The sequence below is a fragment of the Streptomyces sp. NPDC001634 genome (assembly GCF_040298185.1).
Classification (GTDB): Bacteria; Actinomycetota; Actinomycetes; order Streptomycetales; family Streptomycetaceae; genus Streptomyces.
Window position 1 is genome coordinate 13,925 of the sequence record NZ_JBEOZU010000068.1, and the last position, 21,189, is coordinate 35,113.

Below are 21,189 nucleotides of genomic sequence, written 5' to 3' on the forward strand. Positions count from 1 at the left end.
CGGCATGTACGGCTGGATCTGGCGGCATCTGCCGGGGAACGTGTGGGTGAAGGCGCTGATTTCCGTCGTGCTGATCCTGGCCGTGGTCTACATCCTGTTCCAGTACGTCTTCCCGTGGGCCGAACCGCTGCTGCCCTTCAACGATGTGACGGTGGACAACCAGTGAGTGCGCGCATTCTCGTCGTCGACAACTACGACAGCTTCGTCTTCAACCTGGTGCAGTACCTGTACCAGCTGGGCGCCGAGTGCGAGGTGCTGCGCAACGACGATGTGTCGACTGCGCACGCCCAGGACGGCTTCGACGGCGTGCTGCTGTCTCCCGGGCCCGGCACCCCCGAGGAGGCCGGCGTCTGCGTCGAGATGGTCCGGCACTGCGCAACGACCGGCGTACCGGTCTTCGGTGTCTGCCTGGGCATGCAGTCGATGCAGGTGGCGTACGGCGGTGTCGTCGACCGTGCGCCGGAGCTGCTGCACGGCAAGACCTCGCTCGTCGAGCACGAGGGCAAGGGCGTGTTCGCGGGGCTGCCGTCGCCCTTCACCGCGACGCGCTACCACTCCCTGGCCGCCGAGCCGGACACCGTGCCGGCCGAGCTGGAGGTGACGGCACGCACGCACGACGGGATCATCATGGGCCTCAGGCACCGTGAACTCCCGGTCGAGGGCGTGCAGTTCCACCCCGAGTCGGTGCTCACCGAGCACGGCCACCGGATGCTGGCCAACTGGCTGGTGGAGTGCGGTGACCAGGGGGCCGTGGCGAGGTCGGCGGGGCTCGCCCCGGTGGTGGGCAGGGCCACGGCGTGACCGCGCTGCGCCCCGAGCGCGAGAGCGGCGCCGCCTACGGGGACGCCGCAGAACCCGGATCCCCCTACGGGCAGCAGCCGTACGGGGGTTCCGGCGCGTGGCAGGGACAGGAGAGGTCCGGCTACGGCCAGGACCTCATGGGCGGCAGTGCGGGCTACGGGGAGCAGGCGTACGGGCAGCAGCCGCCGCAGCCCGCGTACGACGCGACGGCGGTGCTCCCCCCGTACGGCGAACCCGTGACCGTCGCGTCGTACGGCGAGCCCGTTTCGGCGCCCTCGTACGGCCAGCCGGCCCCCGTGGACGGATCCGGGTCCCTGGGCGGCCCCGTGGACAACGAGACCGTCGCGCTGCGGGCCTCGGACGTCGAGGAGGCGCGGCGGGCCGCCAACCGCGCAGAGGAGTCCCTGGCGGCCCCTGGCGGCCGTGCCGCGCGCCGTAAGGCGGCCCGGAGGCACGGGCGGCACGGGAGCGGGCCGCAGACGGCCGAGAAGCCCCCTGGGACGGCCGCGGAGGCGCCCCGGTCCCGGATGGAGGCCCGGCGGGCCGCGCGGGCGCAGAAGCCCGGTGCGGCGGTCATCGTGAGCCGTGTGGTCGGTGAGCTGTTCATCACCACCGGTGTGGTGATGCTGCTGTTCGTGACGTACCAGCTGTGGTGGTCGAACGTGCTGGCGCACCAGGAGGCGGGCAGCGCCGCGAAGCACCTCCAGCAGGACTGGGCGAGCGGCAAGCGGGCTCCGGGGGCGTTCGCGCCCGGGCAGGGCTTCGCCATCCTGCACATCCCGAAGCTGGACGTGGTGACACCGATCGCGGAAGGCACCAGCAAGGCGGACGTGCTGGACAAGGGCATGGTCGGGCACTACGGCGAAGGCACCCTGAAGACGGCGATGCCGGACGCCAGGACGGGCAACTTCGGGCTCGCGGGCCACCGGAACACGCACGGCGAACCGTTCCGGTACATCAACCGTCTCCAGCCGGGCGACGCGATCGTGGTGGAGACACAGGACGAGTACTACGTCTACAAGATGACCTCGACCCTGCCGGTGACGTCGCCGTCGAACACGACCGTGCTCGACCCCATTCCGAAGGGGTCCGGTTTCACCGAGCCGGGCCGCTACATCACACTGACCACCTGCACGCCGGAATTCACCAGCAAGTACCGGCTGATCGTCTGGGGCAAGATGGTCGAGGAACGGCCGCGCAGCAAGGGCAAGCCGGACGCGCTCATTTCGTAGGGCACGTGGACGCACGGGTACGTGGAACAGACGGGGCGGATGCAGTGGGAGTGACGACCGACCAGGACGAGCAGACCGACGTGCCGTCGCCGGGCTCCGACTCCCCGTCGGCATCGCGGCGCCGCGGGCGCGGCCGGATCGCGCAGGTCGTCAGCGTCTTCGGAGAGCTGCTCATCACGGCGGGCCTGGTGCTCGGCCTGTTCGTCGTCTACTCGCTGTGGTGGACGAACGTCGTCGCCGACCGCAAGGCGCACCAGCAAGGCGACAAGGTGCGCGACCACTGGGCGGCGGAGAAGGACAGCGGCCCCGGTGCGCTGGACACCGAGGACGGCATCGGCTTCCTGCACGTGCCGGCGATGAAGAACGGCGAGGTGCTCGTCGAGAAGGGAACGTCGACGAGCGTCCTCAACGACGGCGTGGCCGGCTACTACACGGACCCCGTCAAGGCGACGCTGCCGATGACGGGCAGGACCGGCAACTTCTCGCTGGCCGCGCACCGCGACGGGCACGGGGCGAAGTTCCACAACATCGACAAGCTGAAGAAGGGCGACCCGATCGTCTTCGAGACGAAGGACGACTGGTACGTCTACAAGGTCTTCGCGATCCTCCCGGAGACATCGAAGTACAACGTGAAGGTCCTCTCCGCGGTCCCGGACGAGGCCGGAGTGAAAAAGCCCGGCCACTACATCACTCTCACGACGTGCACCCCGGTCTACACGTCGGAGTACCGCTACATCGTGTGGGGCGAGCTGCAACGGGTGCAGAAGGTGGACAGCAAGCGGACTGTGCCGAAGGAACTGAGCTGAGCGGCACCGGTAACGACTGAGCCCCGGCGCCCTGAGCAGGGCGCCGGGGCTCAGTCGTCGTACCGGGGGCTCAGTTCCCGCCGATCACTCCGCCGAAGTTGTTCCCGCCGTTGCTGCCGCTCTGGCCGGCGGTGAGCAGGTTCACTGCGGTGCCCTGGGGGACTTGCGTGCCTTGGGCCGGGTTCGACCCCAGGACCACTGCGTTGTCGTCCTGGGAGCCGGTGATGTTGCCGACCTGGAGGCCCACCTGCGCCAGCGCCTTCCTGACGTCCTTGAGCTTCTGGCCCTGGATGTTCGGGACCGTGACCGGTGCGTTCTGGGCCTGCTTGCCGATCTGGATGTTGACCGTGGAGCCCTTCTGGACCTGGCTGTTGGCCGACGGGGAGGTCTGGATGACCTTGCCGACCTGGTTCGGGTCCTGGGTGTCCACCTCGGTGCAGTTGCCCGTCAGGCCGCTCGCCTGCAACTGCTGCTTGGCGGCGTCACAGGTCTGGTTCGTCACGTCCGGCACGGCCACCGTCTGCACGGCCTTGGCGACCGTGAGCGTGATCGTGGAGCCCTTCTCGACTTCCTTGCCGAACTTCGGGTTCGTCTCCAGGACCGTGCCCGCGGCCTGCGCGGACTCCTGCTGCTGGGTCACGACCTTGAACTGGTAGTCGTTGCCCTCCAGCTTCGTCGTGGCGTCGTCGACGTTCTGGCCGACGACGTCGGGCACCGTCACCTTCGGCGCGCCCGTCGACACCACCACGTTGATCGCGGTGCCCTTCTTGACCTCGGTCTTCGCGGCCGGGTCCTGGGAGCAGATATTGCCCTTCTGCTGGTCGGCGCAGGGCTTCCTGGAGACGGTCCCCACCTTCAGCTCGGCATTGTTCGCCTGCTGCCTCGCGTCATTGAGGCTCTGCCCGACGAAGTTGGGCACGGCGACGTTGCCGTTGTCCACGCCCCCGTTGCCGCTGAAGATCCACTTGCCGATGAGGATCGCGCCGACCAGCACCAGCACACCGGCGACGACAAGCAGGATCGTCGACGTGTTGTTGTTCTTCTTCTGGCGGCGGCGGTCCGGACGGTCGTCGTAGCCGAAGCCGCCGTCGTCCGGGCTCATCGGGGGCATCATCGTGGTGGCGCCGGCGTTCGGGTCGGAACGCAGGGCCGTCGTCGGCTGGTCGTCGGGGTAACCGCCGTAGCCGACGGAGCCCATGGCCGCCGTGGCCGCGACCGGCTGGCCGTCGAGGCAGGCCTCGATGTCGGCGCGCATCTCGTCGGCGGACTGGTAGCGGTAGTCCGGGTCCTTGACCAGCGCCCTCAGCACGATCGCGTCCATCTCGGGCGTGATCTCGGGATCGAAGACGCTCGGCGGCTGGGGCTCCTCGCGGACGTGCTGATAGGCGACCGCGACCGGGGAGTCCCCGACGAACGGGGGCCGCACCGTCAGCAGCTCGTACAGCAGACAACCCGTCGAATACAGGTCCGAGCGTGAGTCGACCTGCTCGCCCTTCGCCTGCTCCGGAGAGAGGTACTGGGCCGTGCCGATGACCGCCGCGGTCTGCGTCATCGTCATGCCCGCGTCGCCCATGGCGCGCGCGATGCCGAAGTCCATCACCTTGACCTGGCCGTTGCGCGTCAGCATGACGTTCGCGGGCTTGATGTCACGGTGGACGATGCCGTTGCGGTGGGCGTACTCCAGGCCCTGGAGGATGCCGATGGTCATCTCCATGGCCCGCTCCGGCAGCAGCTTTCGGCCACTGTGAAGAAGTTCACGGAGTGTGGACCCGTCGACGTACTCCATCACGATGTACGGGATCGAGACCCCGTCGATGTAGTCCTCGCCCGTGTCGTACACCGCGACGATCGCGGGATGGTTGAGCGAGGCGGCCGACTGGGCCTCCCGGCGGAACCGGGCCTGGAAGGAAGGGTCACGCGCCAGGTCGGCGCGCAGCGTCTTCACTGCCACGGTGCGGCCGAGGCGGGTGTCGTGCGCGAGGTAGACCTCGGCCATGCCACCACGGCCGAGCACCTGGCCCAGCTCGTACCGGCCGCCGAGGCGACGCGGCTCTTCCATAGCTTCCTACCAGCCCTCTCCGTCGGTCCCGACCACACCCGCGTGTGGTCCGGCGGTGTGCTGTCCGGGCATACGGTACCCGGCTCGCTCTGTGTGACCTGGCCACATCCGCCACCCGATACAGGACCGGTATCGCAACGTGCACCGATGTGAAGGGGACGTGACGGGGGTCACTTCTTGCTGTTGATGACCGCCTCCATGACGTTCTTCGCGATCGGGGCGGCCAGACCGCCACCGGAGATGTCGTCACGGTTGGCCTTGTCGTCCTCGACCACCACGGCCACCGCGACCGGCGAGCTGCCGTCGGGGAGCTTGGCGAAGGAGAGGAACCAGGCGTACGGCTTCTCGCTGTTGTTCAGACCGTGCTGGGCGGTACCGGTCTTACCGCCCACGGTGACGTTGTCGATCTGCGCGTTCTGGCCCGTACCGTCCTTGACGACCGTCTCCATCATCGACTGGAGGACCTGGGCGTTCTTCTCGGACAGCGGGCGGCTCAGCTCCTGCGGCTGGGCCTGCTCCAGGGTGTCGAGGTTCGACGACTGCAGCTTGGCCACCATGTACGGCTTCATCAGCTTGCCGTCGTTGGCGACCGCCGAGGCGACCATGGCCATCTGCAGCGGGGTCGCGGCCGTCTCGAACTGCCCGATCGAGCTGAGCGCGGTCTGCGGCTTGTCCATCTTCTCGGGGAAGTTGGAGGCGACCGAGCGCACCGGGGTGTACTGCTCGGAGTCGAAGCCGAACTTCTTCGCCTCCTCGAGCATCTTGTCCTTGCCGAGGTCGGCGCCGATCTTGCCGAAGACGGTGTTGCACGAGTACTGCAGCGCGACACGCATGGTCGCGTTCTTGCAGGGGATGTTGCCCTCGTTCTTCAGCTCGGTCGTGGTGTTCGGCAGGGTGTACGGCAGCGGGGAGTCGGTCTGCTGGTCCGCGCTGTTGTACAGCCCGTTCTCCAGCGCCGCCGCCGCGGTGACCACCTTGAAGGTGGAGCCCGGCGGGTAGGTCTCGCGCAGCGCCCGGTTGAGCATCGGGTCGTTCGGGTCGTTGCTCTTCTGGAGCGCGGTCCAGGCCTTGGAGTCGACCGACGTCGAGTTGCCCGCGAACGACGACGGGTCGTACGACGGGTACGAGGCCAGCGCCAGGATCGCGCCGGTCTGCGGGTCGAGCGCCACGGCGGCACCCTTGCCGCCGACCTGCTTCAGACCGTTGTACGCGGCCTTCTGCGCGGCCGCGTTCAGCGTGGTGACGACGTTGCCGCCCTGCTTCTCCTTGCCGGTCAGCATGTCGAGGGTGTTGCGGAAGAACAGCCGGTCGTCGGAGCCGGACAGGATGCCGTCCTCGATGGACTCCAGTTGCGTGGCGCCGAACGCCTGCGAGGCGTAGCCGGTGACCGGCGCCCACATCGCGCCGTCCTTGTACGTCCGCTTGTACGCGAAGTCGTTGAGGCTGTTGGTGGACGTCTTCTTGGACCCGGTGATCGGGTTGCCGTCGACGATGATGTCGCCGCGCGGCGTGGCGTACCGGGCGATCAGGACGCGGCGGTTGTTCGGGTCGGTGCGCAGGCTGTCGGCCTGGACGTACTGGAGCCAGTTGTCGCGGATGAGCAGCGCGAGGACGAGAAGCCCACAGAAGATCGCGATCCGGCGCAGGGGCTTGTTCACGGGCGGACCACCTGGGTCATCTCGGCGTCGGGGTTGGGGGCGGGAGACGGGGCCGGCCGGCGCGCGGTGTCGCTGATGCGGATCAGGATGCCGATCAGGGCCCAGTTGGCGATGACGGAGGAACCGCCGTACGCCAGGAAGGGCATCGTCATACCGGTCAGCGGGATGAGCCCCATGACACCGCCGGCGACCACGAAGACCTGGAGCGCGAAGGCGCCGGAGAGACCGACGGCGAGCAGCTTGCCGAACGGGTCGCGGGCGGCGAGGGCGGTGCGCACGCCGCGCTCCACGATCAGGCCGTAGATCAGCAGGATCGCCATGATGCCGGCCAGGCCCAGTTCCTCGCCGAAGGTGGCGAGGATGAAGTCGGAGTTGGCGGCGAACCGGATCAGGTCGGAGTGGCCCTGGCCGAGGCCGGTGCCGAGCGTGCCGCCGGAGCCGAAGGCCCACAGGGCCTGCTGCAACTGGTCGGAGTGGACGATGCCGTCGTGGGTCACGACCCGGCTGAGCTGGTACTCGCGCATCGGGTTGAGCCAGGCCTGCACACGCGTCTGGATGTGCGGTTCGAAGCTCGCCACACCGACGGCACCGACCGCGGACATCAGCAGACCGAAGACGATCCAGCTGGTCCGCTCGGTGGCGACGTACAGCATGATGACGAACATTCCGAAGAACAGCAGCGACGTACCGAGGTCGGTCTCGAAGACCAGGATGAGGATCGAGATCGCCCAGACGACGAGGATCGGGCCGAGGTCGCGGCCGCGCGGCAGGTACAGGCCCAGGAAGCGGCGGCTGGCGAGGGCCAGTGCGTCGCGCTTCACCATCAGATAGCCGGAGAAGAAGATCGCCAGCACGATCTTGGCGAACTCACCGGGCTGGATGGTGAAGCTGCCGATCTGGATCCAGATGTTGGCGCCGTAGACATTGGCACCGAGGCCCGGGACCAGCGGGAGCAGCAGCAGGACCAGCGCGCCGACCATGGAGATGTAGGTGTAGCGCTGCAGGACCCGGTGGTCCTTGAGGAAGATCAGCACGGCGACGAAGAGCGCGATGCCCATCGCCGTGTACAGCAGCTGGTTGGTCGCCTTCCCACCGCTCACATGGATCGACTGCAGCAGCTTGGACTGGTCGAGCCGCCAGATGACGACCAGACCGAGCCCGTTCAGGAGCGTGGCCAGCGGCAACAGCAACGGGTCCGCGTACGGGGCGAACTTGCGTACGACCAGATGGCCCACGCCGGCCAGCAGACCGAGGCCGATGCCGTAGCTCAGCAGGCCGGCCGGCACCTTGCTGTTGATGGCGAGGCCCACGTTGGCGTAGGCGAACACCGGGATGGCGACGGCGAACACCAGCAGCGCCAGTTCGGTGTTGCGTCTGCTCGGTGCGCCGATCGCGCCGATCGTGGACGTGTGGTGCGTCGACGTGTTCGTACTGCTGCTCATGGTGTGACAGGGCCCCTCACGGCTTGCTTACTGCTTACCGCACAGTGAGACGACCTTCTGCTCTTCCTCCGAGAGGGTGGGGCCGGGTGTGGGAGTGGGTGCGGTCTGGGTCTTGGAGGCCGACGGGTTCGGGGTCGGGGACGGACTCGATGTGGCCTTGGACGTCAGGGAGGTCTTCCTGGTTCCCGTGGCGCCGCCCGCCTGGCCCTCGCCGGTCTTGGAGTTGTTCTGGCTCTCCGCCTTCTGGCGCTCGCTCTCCTTCTTGCACGCGGACGCCTGCACGGCCAGCTCGGAGACCTTCGACTGGGCCACCGTGAGACCGCCCTCGGCGATGGTCGCCTTGACCTGCTTCTGCTGGTACGGCGGCAGGTACTTGAGTTCGATCTCGGGGTGGTCCTTCTCCACCTTCGACAGCGACACCCAGGCCAGGTCCTGGCTGATGCCCCGGTACAGCGCGACATGCGTGCCGTTGGCGCCGACGTAGTACTGCGTCTGCGTCCACTGGTAGCCGCCGTAGGCCCCGCCGCCGATGACGGCGAGCGCGAAGGCCGTGTAGAGGGATCTCTTCAGCCACCTGCGGCCCTTCCTCGGCTTGACGAAGTCCTCGTCGCTGTAGGAGCCGAAGCTGCCCGCCGGGACGTAGCCGGTGGTGTCGCCGCTGCCGGGCGGGCCGAACTCGCCCCCACCGCCCTGTCCGGGCAGCTGGCGGCCGAGGCCCGAGGCGCGGCCCGCGGGCGTCTGCATGATGCCGTTGTCGTGCAGGTGGTGCTGGTTCTCGGCGACCGCGCCCACCACGACCGGAGTGTCGTGCAGCTGCCCCGCGAGGGTGTCGCCCGTGTCCAGGTCGAGGACGTCGGCCACGATGACCGTGATGTTGTCGGGGCCGCCGCCGCGCAGCGCGAGCTGGATCAGCTCCTGCACGGTCTCCTGCGGGCCGTGGTAGCTGGCGAGGGTCTCCTCCATCGTCTGGTGGGAGACCACCCCGGACAGCCCGTCGGAGCAGATCAGGTAGCGGTCGCCGGCACGCACCTCACGGATGGACAGGTCGGGCTCGACATGGTCGCCGCTGCCCAGCGCACGCATCAGCAGGGACCGCTGCGGATGGGTCGTGGCCTCTTCCTCGGTGATGCGGCCCTCGTCGACGAGCCGCTGCACCCAGGTGTGGTCCTGGGTGATCTGCGTCAGGACGCCGTCCCGCAGCAGATACGCGCGGGAGTCGCCCACATGGACCAGGCCGAGCCGCTGACCGGTCCACAGCAGCGCGGTGAGCGTGGTCCCCATGCCCTCGAGCTGGGGGTCCTCCTCGACCATCGCGCGCAGCTGGTCGTTGGCGCGCTGCACCGCCGTACCGAGCGAGGTGAGGATGTCGGAGCCCGGGATGTCGTCGTCGAGCGCGACGATGGTGGAGATCACCTCTGAGGAGGCGACCTCGCCCGCGGCCTGGCCGCCCATCCCGTCGGCGATCGCGAGCAGACGCGGACCGGCGTAACCGGAGTCCTCGTTGCCCTCGCGGATCATGCCTTTGTGCGATCCGGCGGCGAAGCGCAGTGACAGACTCATGCGCACCTCGCCCGTCGGCTCCGGGTACATCCGCACGGTGCCCACCCTCCGGTCGGGAGCGCGCCGGGACCCTGGGTGTGGGCCGCCGCTGCGTGCTCGCTCCGCTCGCTCATTGTCGTACTACTTCCGCAGCTCGATGACGGTCTTGCCGATGCGGATCGGCGCACCCAGCGGAATCGGTGTGGGGGTCGTCAGCCGCGTCCGGTCGAGGTACGTGCCGTTGGTGGACCCGAGGTCCTCCACGATCCACTGGCCGTCCCGGTCGGGGTAGATCCGGGCGTGCCGGCTGGAGGCGTAGTCGTCGTCCAGCACGATGGTGCTGTCATGGGCACGGCCGAGCGTGATGGTCTGGCCCTGCAGTGCGACCGTGGTGCCCGTGAGGGAGCCCTCGGAGACGACCAGCTTGGTCGGGGCCCCGCGGCGCTGACGGCCGGTGTTCGGCTGCTGGCGCTGCGGCGGGGGCGCCGCCTGACGGGCGGCCTGCTGCGGCCGTCCGCCCTCCCGGCGCGAGCCGCGCTGTGTGACACGCGTACCGAACAGGTCGCTGCGGATGACCTGCACGGCCACGATCACGAACAGCCACAGTACGGCCAGGAAACCCAGCCGCATGACCGTGAGGGTCAGCTCTGACATTGCCCCCGCTTCACCCTTCGGCTTGCCGGTAAATGATGGTGGTGCTGCCCACGACGATCCGCGAGCCGTCGCGGAGCGTAGCGCGGGTGGTGTGCTGCCCGTCCACCACGATGCCGTTGGTGGACCCGAGATCCTGGATCGTCGAGGGCGTTCCGGTCCGGATCTCACAGTGCCGGCGCGAGACGCCGGGGTCGTCGATCCGCACGTCGGCATCGGTGCTGCGGCCCAGCACCAGCGTCGGGCGGGAGATCTGATGGCGGGTGCCGTTGATCTCGATCCAGTAGCGGGTGCGACCGCCCGCCGTGGGCGCGGCCGCGGGACGCTGGCCATAGGGCGCGTTGCCGGACCGTCCACCGGGCGGCGGCGCGGACGGCATGGGAGGAGCGCCCGTGGGCGCGGCGGCCGGCGGGTAGCCGTAGCCGCCGGGGCCCTGCCGCCCTGCCGGGGCGGACTCAGGGACCTGCTGGCTGCTGGAGGAGGCGAGCGTACGGCTGCGCACCCGGTACAGACCGGTGTCGAGGTCGTCGGCCTTCTCCAGATGGACCTTGATGGGGCCCATGAAGGTGTAGCGCTGCTGCTTGGCGTAGTCGCGCACCATGCCGGCGAGCTCGTCGCCGAGCTGGCCGGAGTAGGGGCTGAGGCGCTCGTGGTCCGGCGCGCTCAGCTCCACGATGAAGTCATTGGGAACCACGGTCCGGTCGCGGTTCCAGATGGTCGCGTTGTTGTCGCACTCGCGCTGGAGCGCACCGGCGATCTCCACGGGCTGGACCTCGGACTTGAACACCTTGGCGAAGGTGCCGTTGACCAGGCCTTCGAGACGCTGCTCGAACTTCTTCAGGACTCCCATGGGGCACCTCCTCCGTCGTTGCCGCCCTGTGTACTGCTTACCTGGTACTGCTTACTGATCGTATCCACGCGCCGGAAAATCGGCTGGTTCCCCCTGTCGGCCCTGTCGACGGTTGTCGACGCCTGCGGAGTTCCCTCCGGACGACCTCTTCGAACTCCTTCCGGACGTACTCCTTTGTCGTACTCCTGGCATGGATCGTAGAGGTGGCCGCAAACCAGTGTCCCGCACCTGACTGTGGACCCCGTCCGTCTCCTGGAGAGATGAGGGAGACCGGTACGAGGTTGATACGTGAACAAGCACACGTTGAGACGTTGCGGAGGGGGTGGCCGGGGCGGTGGCGGCGGTGGGGGCGGCGGGGATGTGGATGGGTGGGGCTGGGCGGTATCGGGGTGGTGCGGTGCGGTGCGGTGCGGTGATGGGTGGGGAGCGGTGGCGGGGTGTTGTGGTGCCGCGGTGCTGCGGTGTCGGGAGTGTTGGAGGGTGCCGGGGATTGCCGTGTCTGCTCGTCGGGGCGAGGGCTTGGGGCGCGCCAGGGTCGGGGCGGAGGCGGAGGCTGGGTCGGGGTCGGGGTCGGGTTGGGGGCGCGGCCGGAACCGCGCCCGCCCGTCCCGCGGTCTGACGGCCCTCCCGGGGTCGCTGCTGGTCGGGCGGGGGTTTCCCTTGCGGGCCGGGGTCCCCGGCGGGAAAGGGATGTGAACCCACCGTCTCCAGCGTGCTAGTGTTCTGGATGTCGGAAGGCGCCAGCTCTGAAAGGGTCGGGAGTCGGAAGACACACCCAATGCGCGGGTGGCGGAATAGGCAGACGCGCTGGATTCAGGTTCCAGTGCCCGCAAGGGCGTGGGGGTTCAACTCCCCCCTCGCGCACCACGACGAAACGGTCGTCATCGGATCCCGATGGCGGCCGTTTCGCTATGCAGGGGGCCAGGCCTGGTTGTGGGGCCGATATTTGCCGATGGGTAGGTGCAGGCCGAGGTGTGAGGAAGCTCTCAGCTTCGAGGAGCTGGTGATTCCGGGTGGGGCGGCTCTCCGGTCAGGGCCTGATGATCTTGAGGGTGCTCATCCAGCCCGGGCCGTCGGGACGGGTCTGCAAGGCCATGTGGAGGAGCTGGATGCCCTCCAGTTCCCGGGCGTGGTGGAGGCCGCCCACGTCGATGGGGTTGAGGCCTCCCGAGGAGGCCAGCTCGGCGACCCGCTCACGCGAGGCCTGGTCGTCGCCCGCGATGAACACGTCCAGGGGCACGCCGTCGACCTCTCCCGCCACCAGCGTCCCGGCGAAGGTGGTGTTGAACGCCTTGACCACATGCGCGCCCGGCGCAGCAGCAGCCGCGATCTGCTCGGCCGCCGAGGTGCCCGGGGGCACGGTCAGCGAATCGAACGTGGTGAAGTCCACCGGGTTGGAGATGTCGACCACCGTCGTGCCCGCCAGCTTCTCCCCGTACGAGGCCACGACCTCCTTCGCCGAGTCGAACGGGACCGCCAGCACCACGACGTCGGCGTCCCCCACCGCGGCGGCGTCCGCCACGTCGACGTCGGCGCCGGGCACCCGCCCCCCGAGCGTCTCCGCCAGCTCCTGAGCCCTGGCCGGGTCCCGGCCGATCAGCCGGACCGCGTGACGGCCCACCAGCGCACGGGTGGCGATCCCGCCGCCCATGTTTCCGGTGCCGACGATGAAGACCTGCATGGCGGTGACCTCTGATCTGCCGTCGTTGGATCTGCCGTCGTTCGATCTGCAGTCGTGCAGTCGTTCGATCTATCGTTCGAACTTCTGTCTGATCTGCGGCTGATTGCCCTCGTTTTCCCCTTTTGTCACTGAAGCAGGCTTCGGGGGACCGGGCGACCTCTGGTGGCCCGTCGGGTGTGCGACGGCCAGGAGACGAGCATCCGGCCTGGCTGGCGCCCGGGTTTTCCACAGCCGTGGAGTTGTCCACAGGGCCTGACGCGTCCCCGCGCCAGGGCTGTACGGTCGTCGGCAGTTGATGTTCATACGGCTGCGTGGTCAGCGGGGGAGGCGGTCGGTGTGACCGAAGTCGGTGCAGGGGGCGGGGCGGCAGTGCCGCCGCAGAGGGCCAGGGTCTCCGAGGTGCGGGGCTTTGCCCAGTGGCCGGTGCAGGGCTCTCCCAAGGAGGAGGGCAAGGCACTGCGCGCGCGGGTACGGCGCCGGGCCCACGCCGAGCTGTTGGTGGACGGCGACCGACCTGACGCTGTCACCGCGGTCGAGGAGTCCAGCCTTGGCCGCATACCCGAACTCACACCGATACGCGTAGGCAGGATGGCGGCGACACCCTTCGCGTTCCTGCGCGGCTCGGCGGGCCTCATGGCGTACGACCTGGCACGCACCCCGACGACGGGCATCGGCGCACAGATCTGTGGCGATGCCCACGCGGCGAACTTCGGCCTGTACGGGGATGCGCGCGGCCGTCTGGTCATCGACCTCAACGACTTCGACGAGACGGTCCACGGCCCCTGGGAATGGGACCTCAAGCGCCTCGCCACGTCGCTGGTGCTCGCCGGCCGCGAGGCGGGGGCCGACGAGGACACATGCCGGGAGGCGGCGCACGACGCGGTGGGCGCGTACCGGCGCACGATGCGGCTGCTGGCCAGGCTCCCGGTCATGGACGCGTGGAACGCGATCGCGGACGAGGAGCTGGTCTCCCACACGGACGCCCACGACCTGCTCGGCACGCTGGAGCGGGTCTCGGAGAAGGCACGGGCCAATACGAGCGGACGGTTCGCCGCGAAGTCGACGGAGCCGGTCGAGGGCGGCGGACGGCAGTTCGTGGACGCACCGCCGGTGCTGCGCCGAATAGCGGACGTCGAGGCAGCAGCGGTTGCAGCGTCGCTGGAGGAGTATCTGACGACACTTTCAGAGGACCGCCTCCCGCTCCTGGCCCGGTACGCGGTGCACGACGTGGCGTTCCGCGTGGTCGGCACGGGCAGCGTGGGCACGCGCTCGTACGTGGTGCTGCTCCTCGACCACCGTGGGGAACCGCTGGTTCTCCAGGTCAAGGAGGCTCGCCCGTCCGCCCTGCTCCCCCATCTGGCCACGGCCGGCCACCCGGTGCCGCAGGTGGAGCACGAGGGCCGCCGGGTCGTCCTCGGCCAGAAGCGCATGCAGGTCGTCAGCGACATCCTGCTGGGCTGGACGTCGGTGGAGGGACGCCCGTACCAGGTACGGCAGTTCCGCAACCGCAAGGGCAGCGTGGACCCCGCGGCCCTTGCTGCCGACCAGATCGACGACTACGCCCGCATGACCGGAGCGCTGCTGGCCCGCGCCCACAGCCACAGCGCCGACCCGCGCCTGATTTCGGGCTACTGCGGCAAGAACGAGGAACTGGACGAGGCGATGGCCACGTTCGCCGTGTCCTACGCGAACCGCACGGAGGCGGACCACGCGGAGCTGGTGGCGGCGGTGCGCAGTGGGCGGATTGCGGGGGAGATGGGGGTCTGAGGGGGGAAGGGGGCGGGGGGAGGGGGGAGGGGGCGACCCCCCGTTCCGGACCTGCGCCTTGTTCCCCTTGTTCCGTGGACCGGAGAAGGGCGTCGCGGACGTGTCTTACGCTGGTCCGGTGACTACGCCCGAAGCCGAGCAGAGCGAGTCCTTGTCCGCTGCCGAGGAGCCGGTCGCCGAGGGCGCCGGATCCGGGGAGGCCCCGGGCACAGGCGGGGACGGGGAGACGGTCGGGGCGCGGCCCGAGGAGCGGCTGGAACGAGCCGTGCGGGCCGCCGAGCAGGCGTTGATCGAGTACGAGATCGCCGTGGAGACCTTCCGCGTCGAGGTCGAGAACTTCTCGCGGCTGCACCACCAGAAGCTCGGGCCGATGTACACGCGCCTCGACGAGCTGGAGGCGGAGATCGCCGAGGTGCGGGCCGCCCGCTCCGGTGACCCCGAGGACATACGCCGCGCCCATGAGGCACGCGCCCGGGTCATGCCGATGCCGGGTGTCGAGGAACTTTTCCACGGCTGGATGGACTCCGAAGAGGGACTGTTCCCGGAGGCCCAGGCCATGCTGACGGACCAGCCCGTACGGCCCCCGCAGCGGGTCCGTCCCAGCGAGGAGGCCCGCAAGCTCTACCGCGAGCTCGCCCGCAAGGCCCACCCCGACCTTGCCCAGGACGAGGGCGAGCGGAAGCGGCGGGACGAGTTCATCGCCCGGGTCAATGCCGCCTACGCCCGCGGCGACGAGGCCCTGCTGCGCGAACTCTCCGAGGAGTGGGCGGCCGGCCCCGTCCCGGAGGAGCGCGGGCCGAGCCGTGGCGAGGAGCTCTACGCCCGTCTGGAGTGGCTCGCCCAGCGCAAGGAAATGCTGACGCTCGTGGCCCGGGAGCTGGAGGAGAGCGCGATCGGCTCGATGCTCCGGCTCGCCCCCGACGACCCCGACGCTCTCCTGGAGGAGATCGCGGAGCAGCTGCTGGCCCAGGTCGCGGAGAAGGAAGCCGAGCTGGAGGCGCTGCGCGGCTGAGTGCCGCCTGCGGCCTGAGCCGTCGGGCCTGAGCCTGATCCGTCCGGCACGGTCCATCCGGATCGGTCCATCCGGATCGGTGTGGCGAGATCCCGCCGACCCGGCATGATCCAACCGCGTCGGGGAACGTTCGCGCTTGCGTCGGGTAGCGTCGGAGTATGCATTTCGGAGCTGGTGTGCCCACGGTCGAGGTCGCGGACCTCAAGGACGGCGACTTTCTGCTGGATGTCCGCGAGGACGACGAGTGGCAGGCGGGTCACGCCCAGGGGGCGCTGCACATTCCCATCAGCGAGTTCGTCGCGCGCTACGGCGAGTTCACCGAGGCGGCCCCGCAGGACGGCCGGGTGAATGTGATCTGCCGCTCCGGTGGCCGCTCGGCCCAGGTCGCGATGTATCTGGTCCAGCAGGGATTCGACGCGGTGAACGTCGACGGCGGTATGCAGGTCTGGGCCGCTGCGGGCCGCCCCGTCGTGGACGCCAAGGGGGAGCCGGGCTTCGTGTTGTAGTCGGAGCCCGGGTCTGCTTCCGACGGCGGCGGCCGCTCACGCAAGCGGATGCGCCGCCAGCAGATCTCCCAGCGTCTCCTCGTGGGCCGCGGCAGGGCCGAGAGACAGTTCCAGGTGCTTGGCCCAGGCGTGGTACCGGTGCAGGGCGTAGTCGGTGTCGGCGCCGAACCCTCCGTGCAGATGCTGCGCGGTCTGCACCACTCGCCGTACGCCCTCCGACGCCCAGATCTTTGCCACTGCCACATCCCCGGCGGCCGGCAGCGCGCCCCCCGCGCCGGAGCTGATCCGCCACGCGGCCTGCCACAGAGTGGCCTCCATGGCGCGCAGATCGATGTACCGGTCGGCGGCCTGTACGGCGACCGCCTGGAACGTGGCGATCGGGTATCCGAACTGCTCTCGCTTGCTGGTGTAGTCGCTCGTCATCCTCAGCACGCCATCGCCGAGGCCGAGCGCGAGCGCGCATGTCCCGGTGGTGAGCAGCAGGCGGAGCCACTCCCACGCCCCCTCGGTGTCGAGCACGTACGGCGCCGTGATCCGCGCGGACTCCAGCCGAAGCTGCGCGAGCCGTTCCCCGGTGGTGGAGATCTGCTCGGCGAGGACGACGCCCTGGTGTACCCGTGGTACCAGGGCGAGGACGGCGTGGCGGGAGTCGTCGGTGTGCGCCGGTACGAGGACGAAGTCGGCGTTGTACGCCCATGGCACCGCCGTCTGCATTCCGTCCAGCACCCAGGTGCCGTCGCCGTCCCGTCGGGCGACCACCGCTAGTTCGGCAGGGTCGTGCCCGGTCCGGCCGTGTGCGGCGACCGTGAGTACCAGTTCTCCGCGGCCCGCCCGGGCGAGCAGTTCCTCCTTCACCTCTGCGCTTCCGTACGCCTGCACGGTCGCGGCTGCGGCCGTGCTCTCCAGCAACGGCACGCGTGCCAGTACCTTCGCCGACTCGCGCAGCACCAGGCAGAGGGCGATGGCGTCGAGGCCGGCCCCGCCGTACTCCGTGTCCAGCAGCAGGCTCAGCAGGTCCGCGTCCGCGAGCCGCGCCCACAGCGTCCGGTCGAAGTCGTCGGCGACGGCGCCCGTGGTCCGCGCGGGGCTGGGTACCCCGTCCGGGGCGACCCCGGCGAACACGGCCTTCGCCGCCTCGACCGCCGCCTGGTGCTCCTCGCTGAAGGTGAAGTCCACGGCCTGTCCTCCTGGCGGATCCGCTGATCTGACGGAGCGTCAAGATAGAACAGGTTCTATAAGAAGGGAACGGTCGGTCGACGAGCAGCAGCAAAGGTACCGTCGGCCCGTATCCACCGGCTGAGGCCGCCGGTCACCGGTCGAAGTCCAGCTCCACCTTCTCCGTGACCGGATGCGACTGGCAGGCCAGGACATACCCGGCTTCCGTCTCCTCCGGCTCCAGCGCGAAGTTGCGGTCCATCCGCACCTCACCCGAGACCAGGAAGGCCCGGCAGGTCCCGCACACCCCGCCCTTGCAGGCGTAGGGCGCGTCGGACCGGTTGCGCAGCACCGTTTCCAGCAGCGACTCCCCGTCCTGGACCGGCCAGGTGCCGCCGCGCCCGTCGAGCCGTGCGGTCACCGTGCTGTGCGCGGGGGCCGCTACGGATGGCGTGGCCAGGGCTCCGTCGTCCACGTGGAAGATCTCCTCGTGGATACGGGTCCGGGCCACCCCGAGCCCGCGCAGCGCCCGCTCCGCCGACTGCACCAGCCCGAAGGGTCCGCACAGGAACCAGCCCGCGACCCTGTCCACCGGCAGCAAGCTCGGCAGCAGCCCGGAAAGCCGCTCCTGGTCCAGCCGCCCGGACGGCAGTCCGGCCTGTTGTTCCTCCCGGGAGAGCACCGTGACCAGCTGGAACCGTTCGGGGAAGCGGTCCTTGAGGTCGGCGACCTCGTCAAGGAACATCGTCGAGGCGGACGTCCGGTCGCTGCGTATCAGGCAGAACCTGGCCCGGGGCTCCCGAGCCAGCAGCGTTGCCGCGATCGACAGCACGGGTGTGATTCCGCTGCCGCCCACCACCGCTGCGTACAGCCCGGGCGCGGGGTCCAGCGTGAACCGTCCCGCCGGTGTCATCACCTCCAGCTCGTCTCCGACGGCGATCTCCTTGAGCGCGTATGTGGAGAAGGCTCCGCCCTCGACCAGCCGCACCCCGACCCGCAGCGTGTGCGCACCCTCCTGGTCCGGCGCCGGGGCGGGGGAGCAGATCGAGTACGTGCGCCGTATCTCCGTGCCGTCGACGGTGCGGCGCAGGGCGAGGTGCTGGCCGGGCGCATGCCGGTACTCCTCGCGCAGCGCGGGCGGCACGGCGAAGGTCAGGGCCACGGAGTCGTTGGTGAGCCGGTCGACGGCGGCCACCGGGAGCGGGTGGAACCGGGCCATCACAGCTCCTTGAAGTGGTCGAACGGCTCGCGGCAGTCCAGGCAGCGGCGCAGCGCCTTGCACGCGGTGGACGAGAAACGGCTCAGCAGCTCGGTCTCGGCGGAGCCGCAGTACGGGCAGCACACCGGACCGTCCGGCTCGGGAGAGCCTGCGACCGTGCGCGTCGGGCCCAGTTGCAGGGTCACCGGACCGGATGCCTGCGGGTGTCGTGCACGCGGCGGCGCTATCCCGAACTCCCGTAGTTTGCGGCGGCCTTCGTCGGAGATGTCGTCCGTCGACCAGGCGGGGGCGAGTACCGTGCGCACGACGACCTCCCGTACGCCGTGCTCGTGCAGTACCCGCTCTATGTCCAGGGACATCGCCTCGATCGCGGGGCATCCCGTGTACGTCGGGGTCAGTTCGACCTCCACCGTGTCCGTGCCGCGCACATGGACTGCCCGCAGAACGCCCAGCTCTTCCAGCGTGAGCACGGGCAGCTCCGGGTCGGGGACGGAGCCGGCGAGCCGGCGCAGTTCCTCTTCGAGAGCCGTGGCCGTCGTCACCATGACGCCCCCGGGTGGCTGCGGTGCAGATGCTGCATCTCGGCGAGCATCCGTCCGAAGGGTTCGGTGTGCAGGCCTTGTCGTCCTGCGCCCGCGGTCCACGCCCCGGACTGCGGCCCTTCGGGGACCTCCAGGGTGGCCCGGCGCAGGACGTCGCCCACCGACTCCAGCCAGGTGGCCTTCATTCCAGTCCAGTCGACGTCCACGCCCTCGACCGGCTGGAACATCTCCCCCGTGAAGCGCCACAGGGCCTCGCACGCGCGCCGTATCCGCTCGTGGCTGATGTCCGTGCCGTCGCCGAGCCGTAGTGTCCACTGTTCGGCGTGGTCCTGGTGGTAGGTGACCTCCTTGACCGCCTTGGCCGCGAGGCCCGCGAACTCGCTCTCTCCCGCGGCGAGTTGGGTGTACAGGAGTCGCTGGTAGGTGGAGAAGTACAGCTGGCGGGCGATCGTGTGCGCGAAGTCGCCGTTCGGCTGTTCCACCAGTTGCAGGTTGCGGAAGGCGCGTTCCTCCCGGAGATACGCCAGCTCGTCCTCGTCGCCCGCCATGGACAGCAGCACCCGGGCCTGGCCCAGCAGGTCGAGCGCGATGTTGGCGAGGGCGACCTCCTCCTCGAGCACGGGCGCATGGCCCGCCCACTCCCCCAGGCGGTGCGAGAGCACCAGGGCGTCGTCGCCGAGGGCCAGGGCGGCGGCGGTGTGCACGGTGACGGTCACAGGTGCTTCACTCCTTCCGGGATCTCGTAGAACGTCGGGTGCCGGTACGGCTTGTCGGCGGCTGGTTCGAAGAACGGGTCCTTCTCGTCCGGTGAGGACGCGGTGATCGAGGCGGACGGCACGACCCAGATCGAGACGCCCTCGCCGCGCCGGGTGTACAGGTCGCGCGCATTGCGCAGGGCCAGCTCGGCGTCCGGGGCGTGCAGGCTGCCCGCGTGGGTGTGCGAGAGTCCACGGCGCGAACGCACGAAGACCTCCCACAGCGGCCACTCTTCCGTCGTCGTCATGCTCGCGCCTTCCCGCTCTCACCGGCCGGGGTGGCCGACGGTCCACCGGCCACACGTGCGGGCCCGTCGGCCGCCCGTGTCCCGCCGTTGTGCTTCGCCGCGTACGCCGCGGCCGCTTCCCGCACCCATGCGCCCTCGTCGTGCGCCTGCCTGCGCTGGGTTATCCGTTGCTCGTTGCAGGGGCCGTTCCCCTTGAGGACCTCCCAGAACTCCGTCCAGTCGATGGGGCCGAAGTCGTGGTGCCCCCGTTCCTCGTTCCAGCGCAGTTCCGGGTCGGGGAGCGTCAGTCCCAGCGACTCCGCCTGCGGGACGCAGATGTCCACGAAGCGCTGGCGCAGTTCGTCGTTCGAGTGGCGCTTGATCTTCCAGGCCATCGACTGCGCGGAGTGCGCCGACTCGTCGTCGGGCGGGCCGAACATCATCAGGGACGGCCACCACCAGCGGTCCACGGCGTCCTGCGCCATCGCGTGCTGTTCCGGTGTGCCCCGGCTGAGGGTCAGCAGCAGCTCGTACCCCTGGCGCTGGTGGAAGGACTCCTCCTTGCAGATGCGGACCATCGCGCGGGCGTACGGGCCGTACGAACAGCGGCAGAGGGGCACCTGGTTGGTGATCGCGGCACCGTCCACGAGCCAGCCGATGGCGCCGACGTCCGCCCAGGTCAGCGTGGGGTAGTTGAAGATCGAGGAGTACTTCTGGCGGCCCGTGTGCAGCTTGTCGAGGAGTTCGTCACGGCTCGTGCCGAGCGTTTCCGCCGCGCTGTAGAGGTACAGCCCGTGGCCGGCCTCGTCCTGGACCTTGGCCATCAGGATCGCCTTGCGGCGCAGTGAGGGAGCGCGCGTGATCCAGTTGGCCTCCGGCTGCATGCCGATGATCTCGGAGTGCGCGTGCTGGGCGATCTGCCGGACCAGGGTCGCGCGATAGGCGTCGGGCATCCAGTCGCGCGGCTCGATGCGCTCGTCGGCGGCGACGGCGGCGTCGAAGACGGCCTCGTACGCCTCCGCGCCGGACTCTGCCGTGCCGTCCACGCGGGCCGTCCGGTGCGCTGCTGCAGTCGCCATGCGGTCCCCCTCGACCTCTCGCTTCTCTCCCGACCGATCGTTCGGTTCGGTCGGTTCAATGGTGGGACGAGGCGCCGTAGGGTGTCAACCGCTGTGGACAACCTCCGGGCCGCTGCCCGGCCGCTGTGCCCATTGGGCTGTGCGGGGCGGGTGGGGCTGAGTACCGTTCCCGTGCAAACGCCGCGGTGTGCTGCGAACGGGTGATGCC

20 protein-coding genes and 1 tRNA gene are annotated in these 21,189 nt (G+C 69.6%); 8 read left to right on the forward strand and 13 right to left on the reverse strand.

Annotation, left to right across the window (positions count from 1 at the left end):
• The first annotated feature begins 4 nt into the window (after positions 1–4).
• From ABT186_RS34190 to ABT186_RS34205, 4 genes are read left to right on the forward strand one after another with little or no spacing between them, the layout of a single operon-like run.
• Positions 5–166, forward strand: a complete 162-nt coding sequence (locus tag ABT186_RS34190) for a hypothetical protein (RefSeq protein WP_351221303.1) — start codon at positions 5–7, stop codon at positions 164–166.
• A complete protein-coding gene (locus tag ABT186_RS34195; protein WP_351928392.1) occupies positions 163–801 on the forward strand; it encodes an aminodeoxychorismate/anthranilate synthase component II in 639 nt (212 codons plus the stop codon). The genes ABT186_RS34190 and ABT186_RS34195 overlap by 4 nt, the downstream gene beginning before the upstream one ends.
• Positions 798–2,033 (forward strand): class E sortase, encoded by a 1,236-nt coding sequence (locus ABT186_RS34200; RefSeq protein ID WP_351928394.1) that lies wholly within the window; start codon positions 798–800, stop codon positions 2,031–2,033. The genes ABT186_RS34195 and ABT186_RS34200 overlap by 4 nt, the downstream gene beginning before the upstream one ends.
• A 44-nt stretch (positions 2,034–2,077) precedes the next feature.
• Positions 2,078–2,839: a class E sortase gene (locus tag ABT186_RS34205; RefSeq protein ID WP_502973406.1), complete on the forward strand. Its 762-nt coding sequence runs from the start codon at positions 2,078–2,080 to the stop codon at positions 2,837–2,839.
• A 70-nt stretch (positions 2,840–2,909) separates the two neighbouring features.
• Here the strand turns inward: ABT186_RS34205 and pknB are convergent, their stop codons facing one another.
• The 6 genes from pknB to ABT186_RS34235 all read right to left on the reverse strand — a co-directional run bounded on the left by pknB (position 2,910) and on the right by ABT186_RS34235 (position 11,038).
• Positions 2,910–4,898, reverse strand: a complete 1,989-nt coding sequence (pknB, locus tag ABT186_RS34210; protein ID WP_351221306.1) for a Stk1 family PASTA domain-containing Ser/Thr kinase — start codon at positions 4,896–4,898, stop codon at positions 2,910–2,912.
• 170 nt (positions 4,899–5,068) lie between these two features.
• Positions 5,069–6,556: a peptidoglycan D,D-transpeptidase FtsI family protein gene (locus tag ABT186_RS34215; RefSeq protein ID WP_351221307.1), complete on the reverse strand. Its 1,488-nt coding sequence runs from the start codon at positions 6,554–6,556 to the stop codon at positions 5,069–5,071.
• Positions 6,553–7,998, reverse strand: a complete 1,446-nt coding sequence (locus tag ABT186_RS34220) for an FtsW/RodA/SpoVE family cell cycle protein (protein WP_351221308.1) — start codon at positions 7,996–7,998, stop codon at positions 6,553–6,555. The genes ABT186_RS34215 and ABT186_RS34220 overlap by 4 nt, the downstream gene beginning before the upstream one ends.
• A gap of 27 nt (positions 7,999–8,025) precedes the next feature.
• Positions 8,026–9,558 (reverse strand): Stp1/IreP family PP2C-type Ser/Thr phosphatase, encoded by a 1,533-nt coding sequence (locus ABT186_RS34225; RefSeq protein ID WP_351221309.1) that lies wholly within the window; start codon positions 9,556–9,558, stop codon positions 8,026–8,028.
• A 120-nt stretch (positions 9,559–9,678) separates the two neighbouring features.
• Positions 9,679–10,191, reverse strand: coding sequence for an FHA domain-containing protein FhaB/FipA (locus tag ABT186_RS34230; protein ID WP_351221310.1), 513 nt, complete (start codon positions 10,189–10,191; stop codon positions 9,679–9,681).
• 10 nt (positions 10,192–10,201) lie between these two features.
• Complete coding sequence (locus ABT186_RS34235) at positions 10,202–11,038, reverse strand: FHA domain-containing protein (protein ID WP_351221311.1); 837 nt, start codon at positions 11,036–11,038, stop codon at positions 10,202–10,204.
• Positions 11,039–11,818: 780 nt separating this feature from the next.
• Here ABT186_RS34235 and ABT186_RS34240 point away from each other — a divergent pair.
• A tRNA-Leu gene (locus ABT186_RS34240) sits at positions 11,819–11,905 on the forward strand.
• 163 nt (positions 11,906–12,068) lie between these two features.
• Here ABT186_RS34240 and ABT186_RS34245 read toward each other — a convergent pair.
• The gene (locus ABT186_RS34245) at positions 12,069–12,719 is read right to left on the reverse strand and encodes an NADPH-dependent F420 reductase (RefSeq protein WP_351928396.1); all 651 of its coding nucleotides are present in this window, start codon (positions 12,717–12,719) and stop codon (positions 12,069–12,071) included.
• Positions 12,720–13,055: 336 nt separating this feature from the next.
• On the opposite strand from ABT186_RS34245, the gene ABT186_RS34250 reads away from it, so the two are divergent.
• From ABT186_RS34250 to ABT186_RS34260, 3 genes are all read left to right on the forward strand, one after another.
• A complete protein-coding gene (locus ABT186_RS34250) occupies positions 13,056–14,486 on the forward strand; it encodes a DUF2252 domain-containing protein (RefSeq protein ID WP_351221313.1) in 1,431 nt (476 codons plus the stop codon).
• A 118-nt stretch (positions 14,487–14,604) separates the two neighbouring features.
• Positions 14,605–15,498 (forward strand): J domain-containing protein, encoded by an 894-nt coding sequence (locus tag ABT186_RS34255; RefSeq protein ID WP_351221314.1) that lies wholly within the window; start codon positions 14,605–14,607, stop codon positions 15,496–15,498.
• 176 nt (positions 15,499–15,674) lie between these two features.
• The gene (locus ABT186_RS34260; protein WP_351221345.1) at positions 15,675–16,004 is read left to right on the forward strand and encodes a rhodanese-like domain-containing protein; all 330 of its coding nucleotides are present in this window, start codon (positions 15,675–15,677) and stop codon (positions 16,002–16,004) included.
• 36 nt (positions 16,005–16,040) lie between these two features.
• Here ABT186_RS34260 and ABT186_RS34265 read toward each other — a convergent pair whose 3' ends face one another.
• The 6 genes from ABT186_RS34265 to paaA form a co-directional block, all read right to left on the reverse strand.
• Positions 16,041–17,180 carry an acyl-CoA dehydrogenase family protein gene (locus ABT186_RS34265; RefSeq protein ID WP_351928398.1) on the reverse strand — a complete coding sequence of 380 codons (1,140 nt, stop codon included), beginning with the start codon at positions 17,178–17,180 and terminating at the stop codon, positions 16,041–16,043.
• 133 nt (positions 17,181–17,313) lie between these two features.
• A complete protein-coding gene (locus ABT186_RS34270) occupies positions 17,314–18,378 on the reverse strand; it encodes a 2Fe-2S iron-sulfur cluster-binding protein (protein WP_351928400.1) in 1,065 nt (354 codons plus the stop codon).
• The gene (gene paaD / locus ABT186_RS34275; RefSeq protein ID WP_502973408.1) at positions 18,378–18,920 is read right to left on the reverse strand and encodes a 1,2-phenylacetyl-CoA epoxidase subunit PaaD; all 543 of its coding nucleotides are present in this window, start codon (positions 18,918–18,920) and stop codon (positions 18,378–18,380) included. The genes ABT186_RS34270 and paaD overlap by 1 nt, the downstream gene beginning before the upstream one ends.
• On the reverse strand, positions 18,917–19,636 hold the full coding sequence (paaC, locus tag ABT186_RS34280; RefSeq protein WP_351221318.1) for a 1,2-phenylacetyl-CoA epoxidase subunit PaaC: 720 nt from the start codon (positions 19,634–19,636) through the stop codon (positions 18,917–18,919). The genes paaD and paaC overlap by 4 nt, the downstream gene beginning before the upstream one ends.
• Positions 19,633–19,923, reverse strand: a complete 291-nt coding sequence (gene paaB, locus ABT186_RS34285; RefSeq protein WP_351221319.1) for a 1,2-phenylacetyl-CoA epoxidase subunit PaaB — start codon at positions 19,921–19,923, stop codon at positions 19,633–19,635. The genes paaC and paaB overlap by 4 nt, the downstream gene beginning before the upstream one ends.
• Positions 19,920–20,981: a 1,2-phenylacetyl-CoA epoxidase subunit PaaA gene (paaA, locus tag ABT186_RS34290; RefSeq protein WP_351928402.1), complete on the reverse strand. Its 1,062-nt coding sequence runs from the start codon at positions 20,979–20,981 to the stop codon at positions 19,920–19,922. The genes paaB and paaA overlap by 4 nt, the downstream gene beginning before the upstream one ends.
• Between the last annotated feature and the right edge of the window lie 208 nt (positions 20,982–21,189).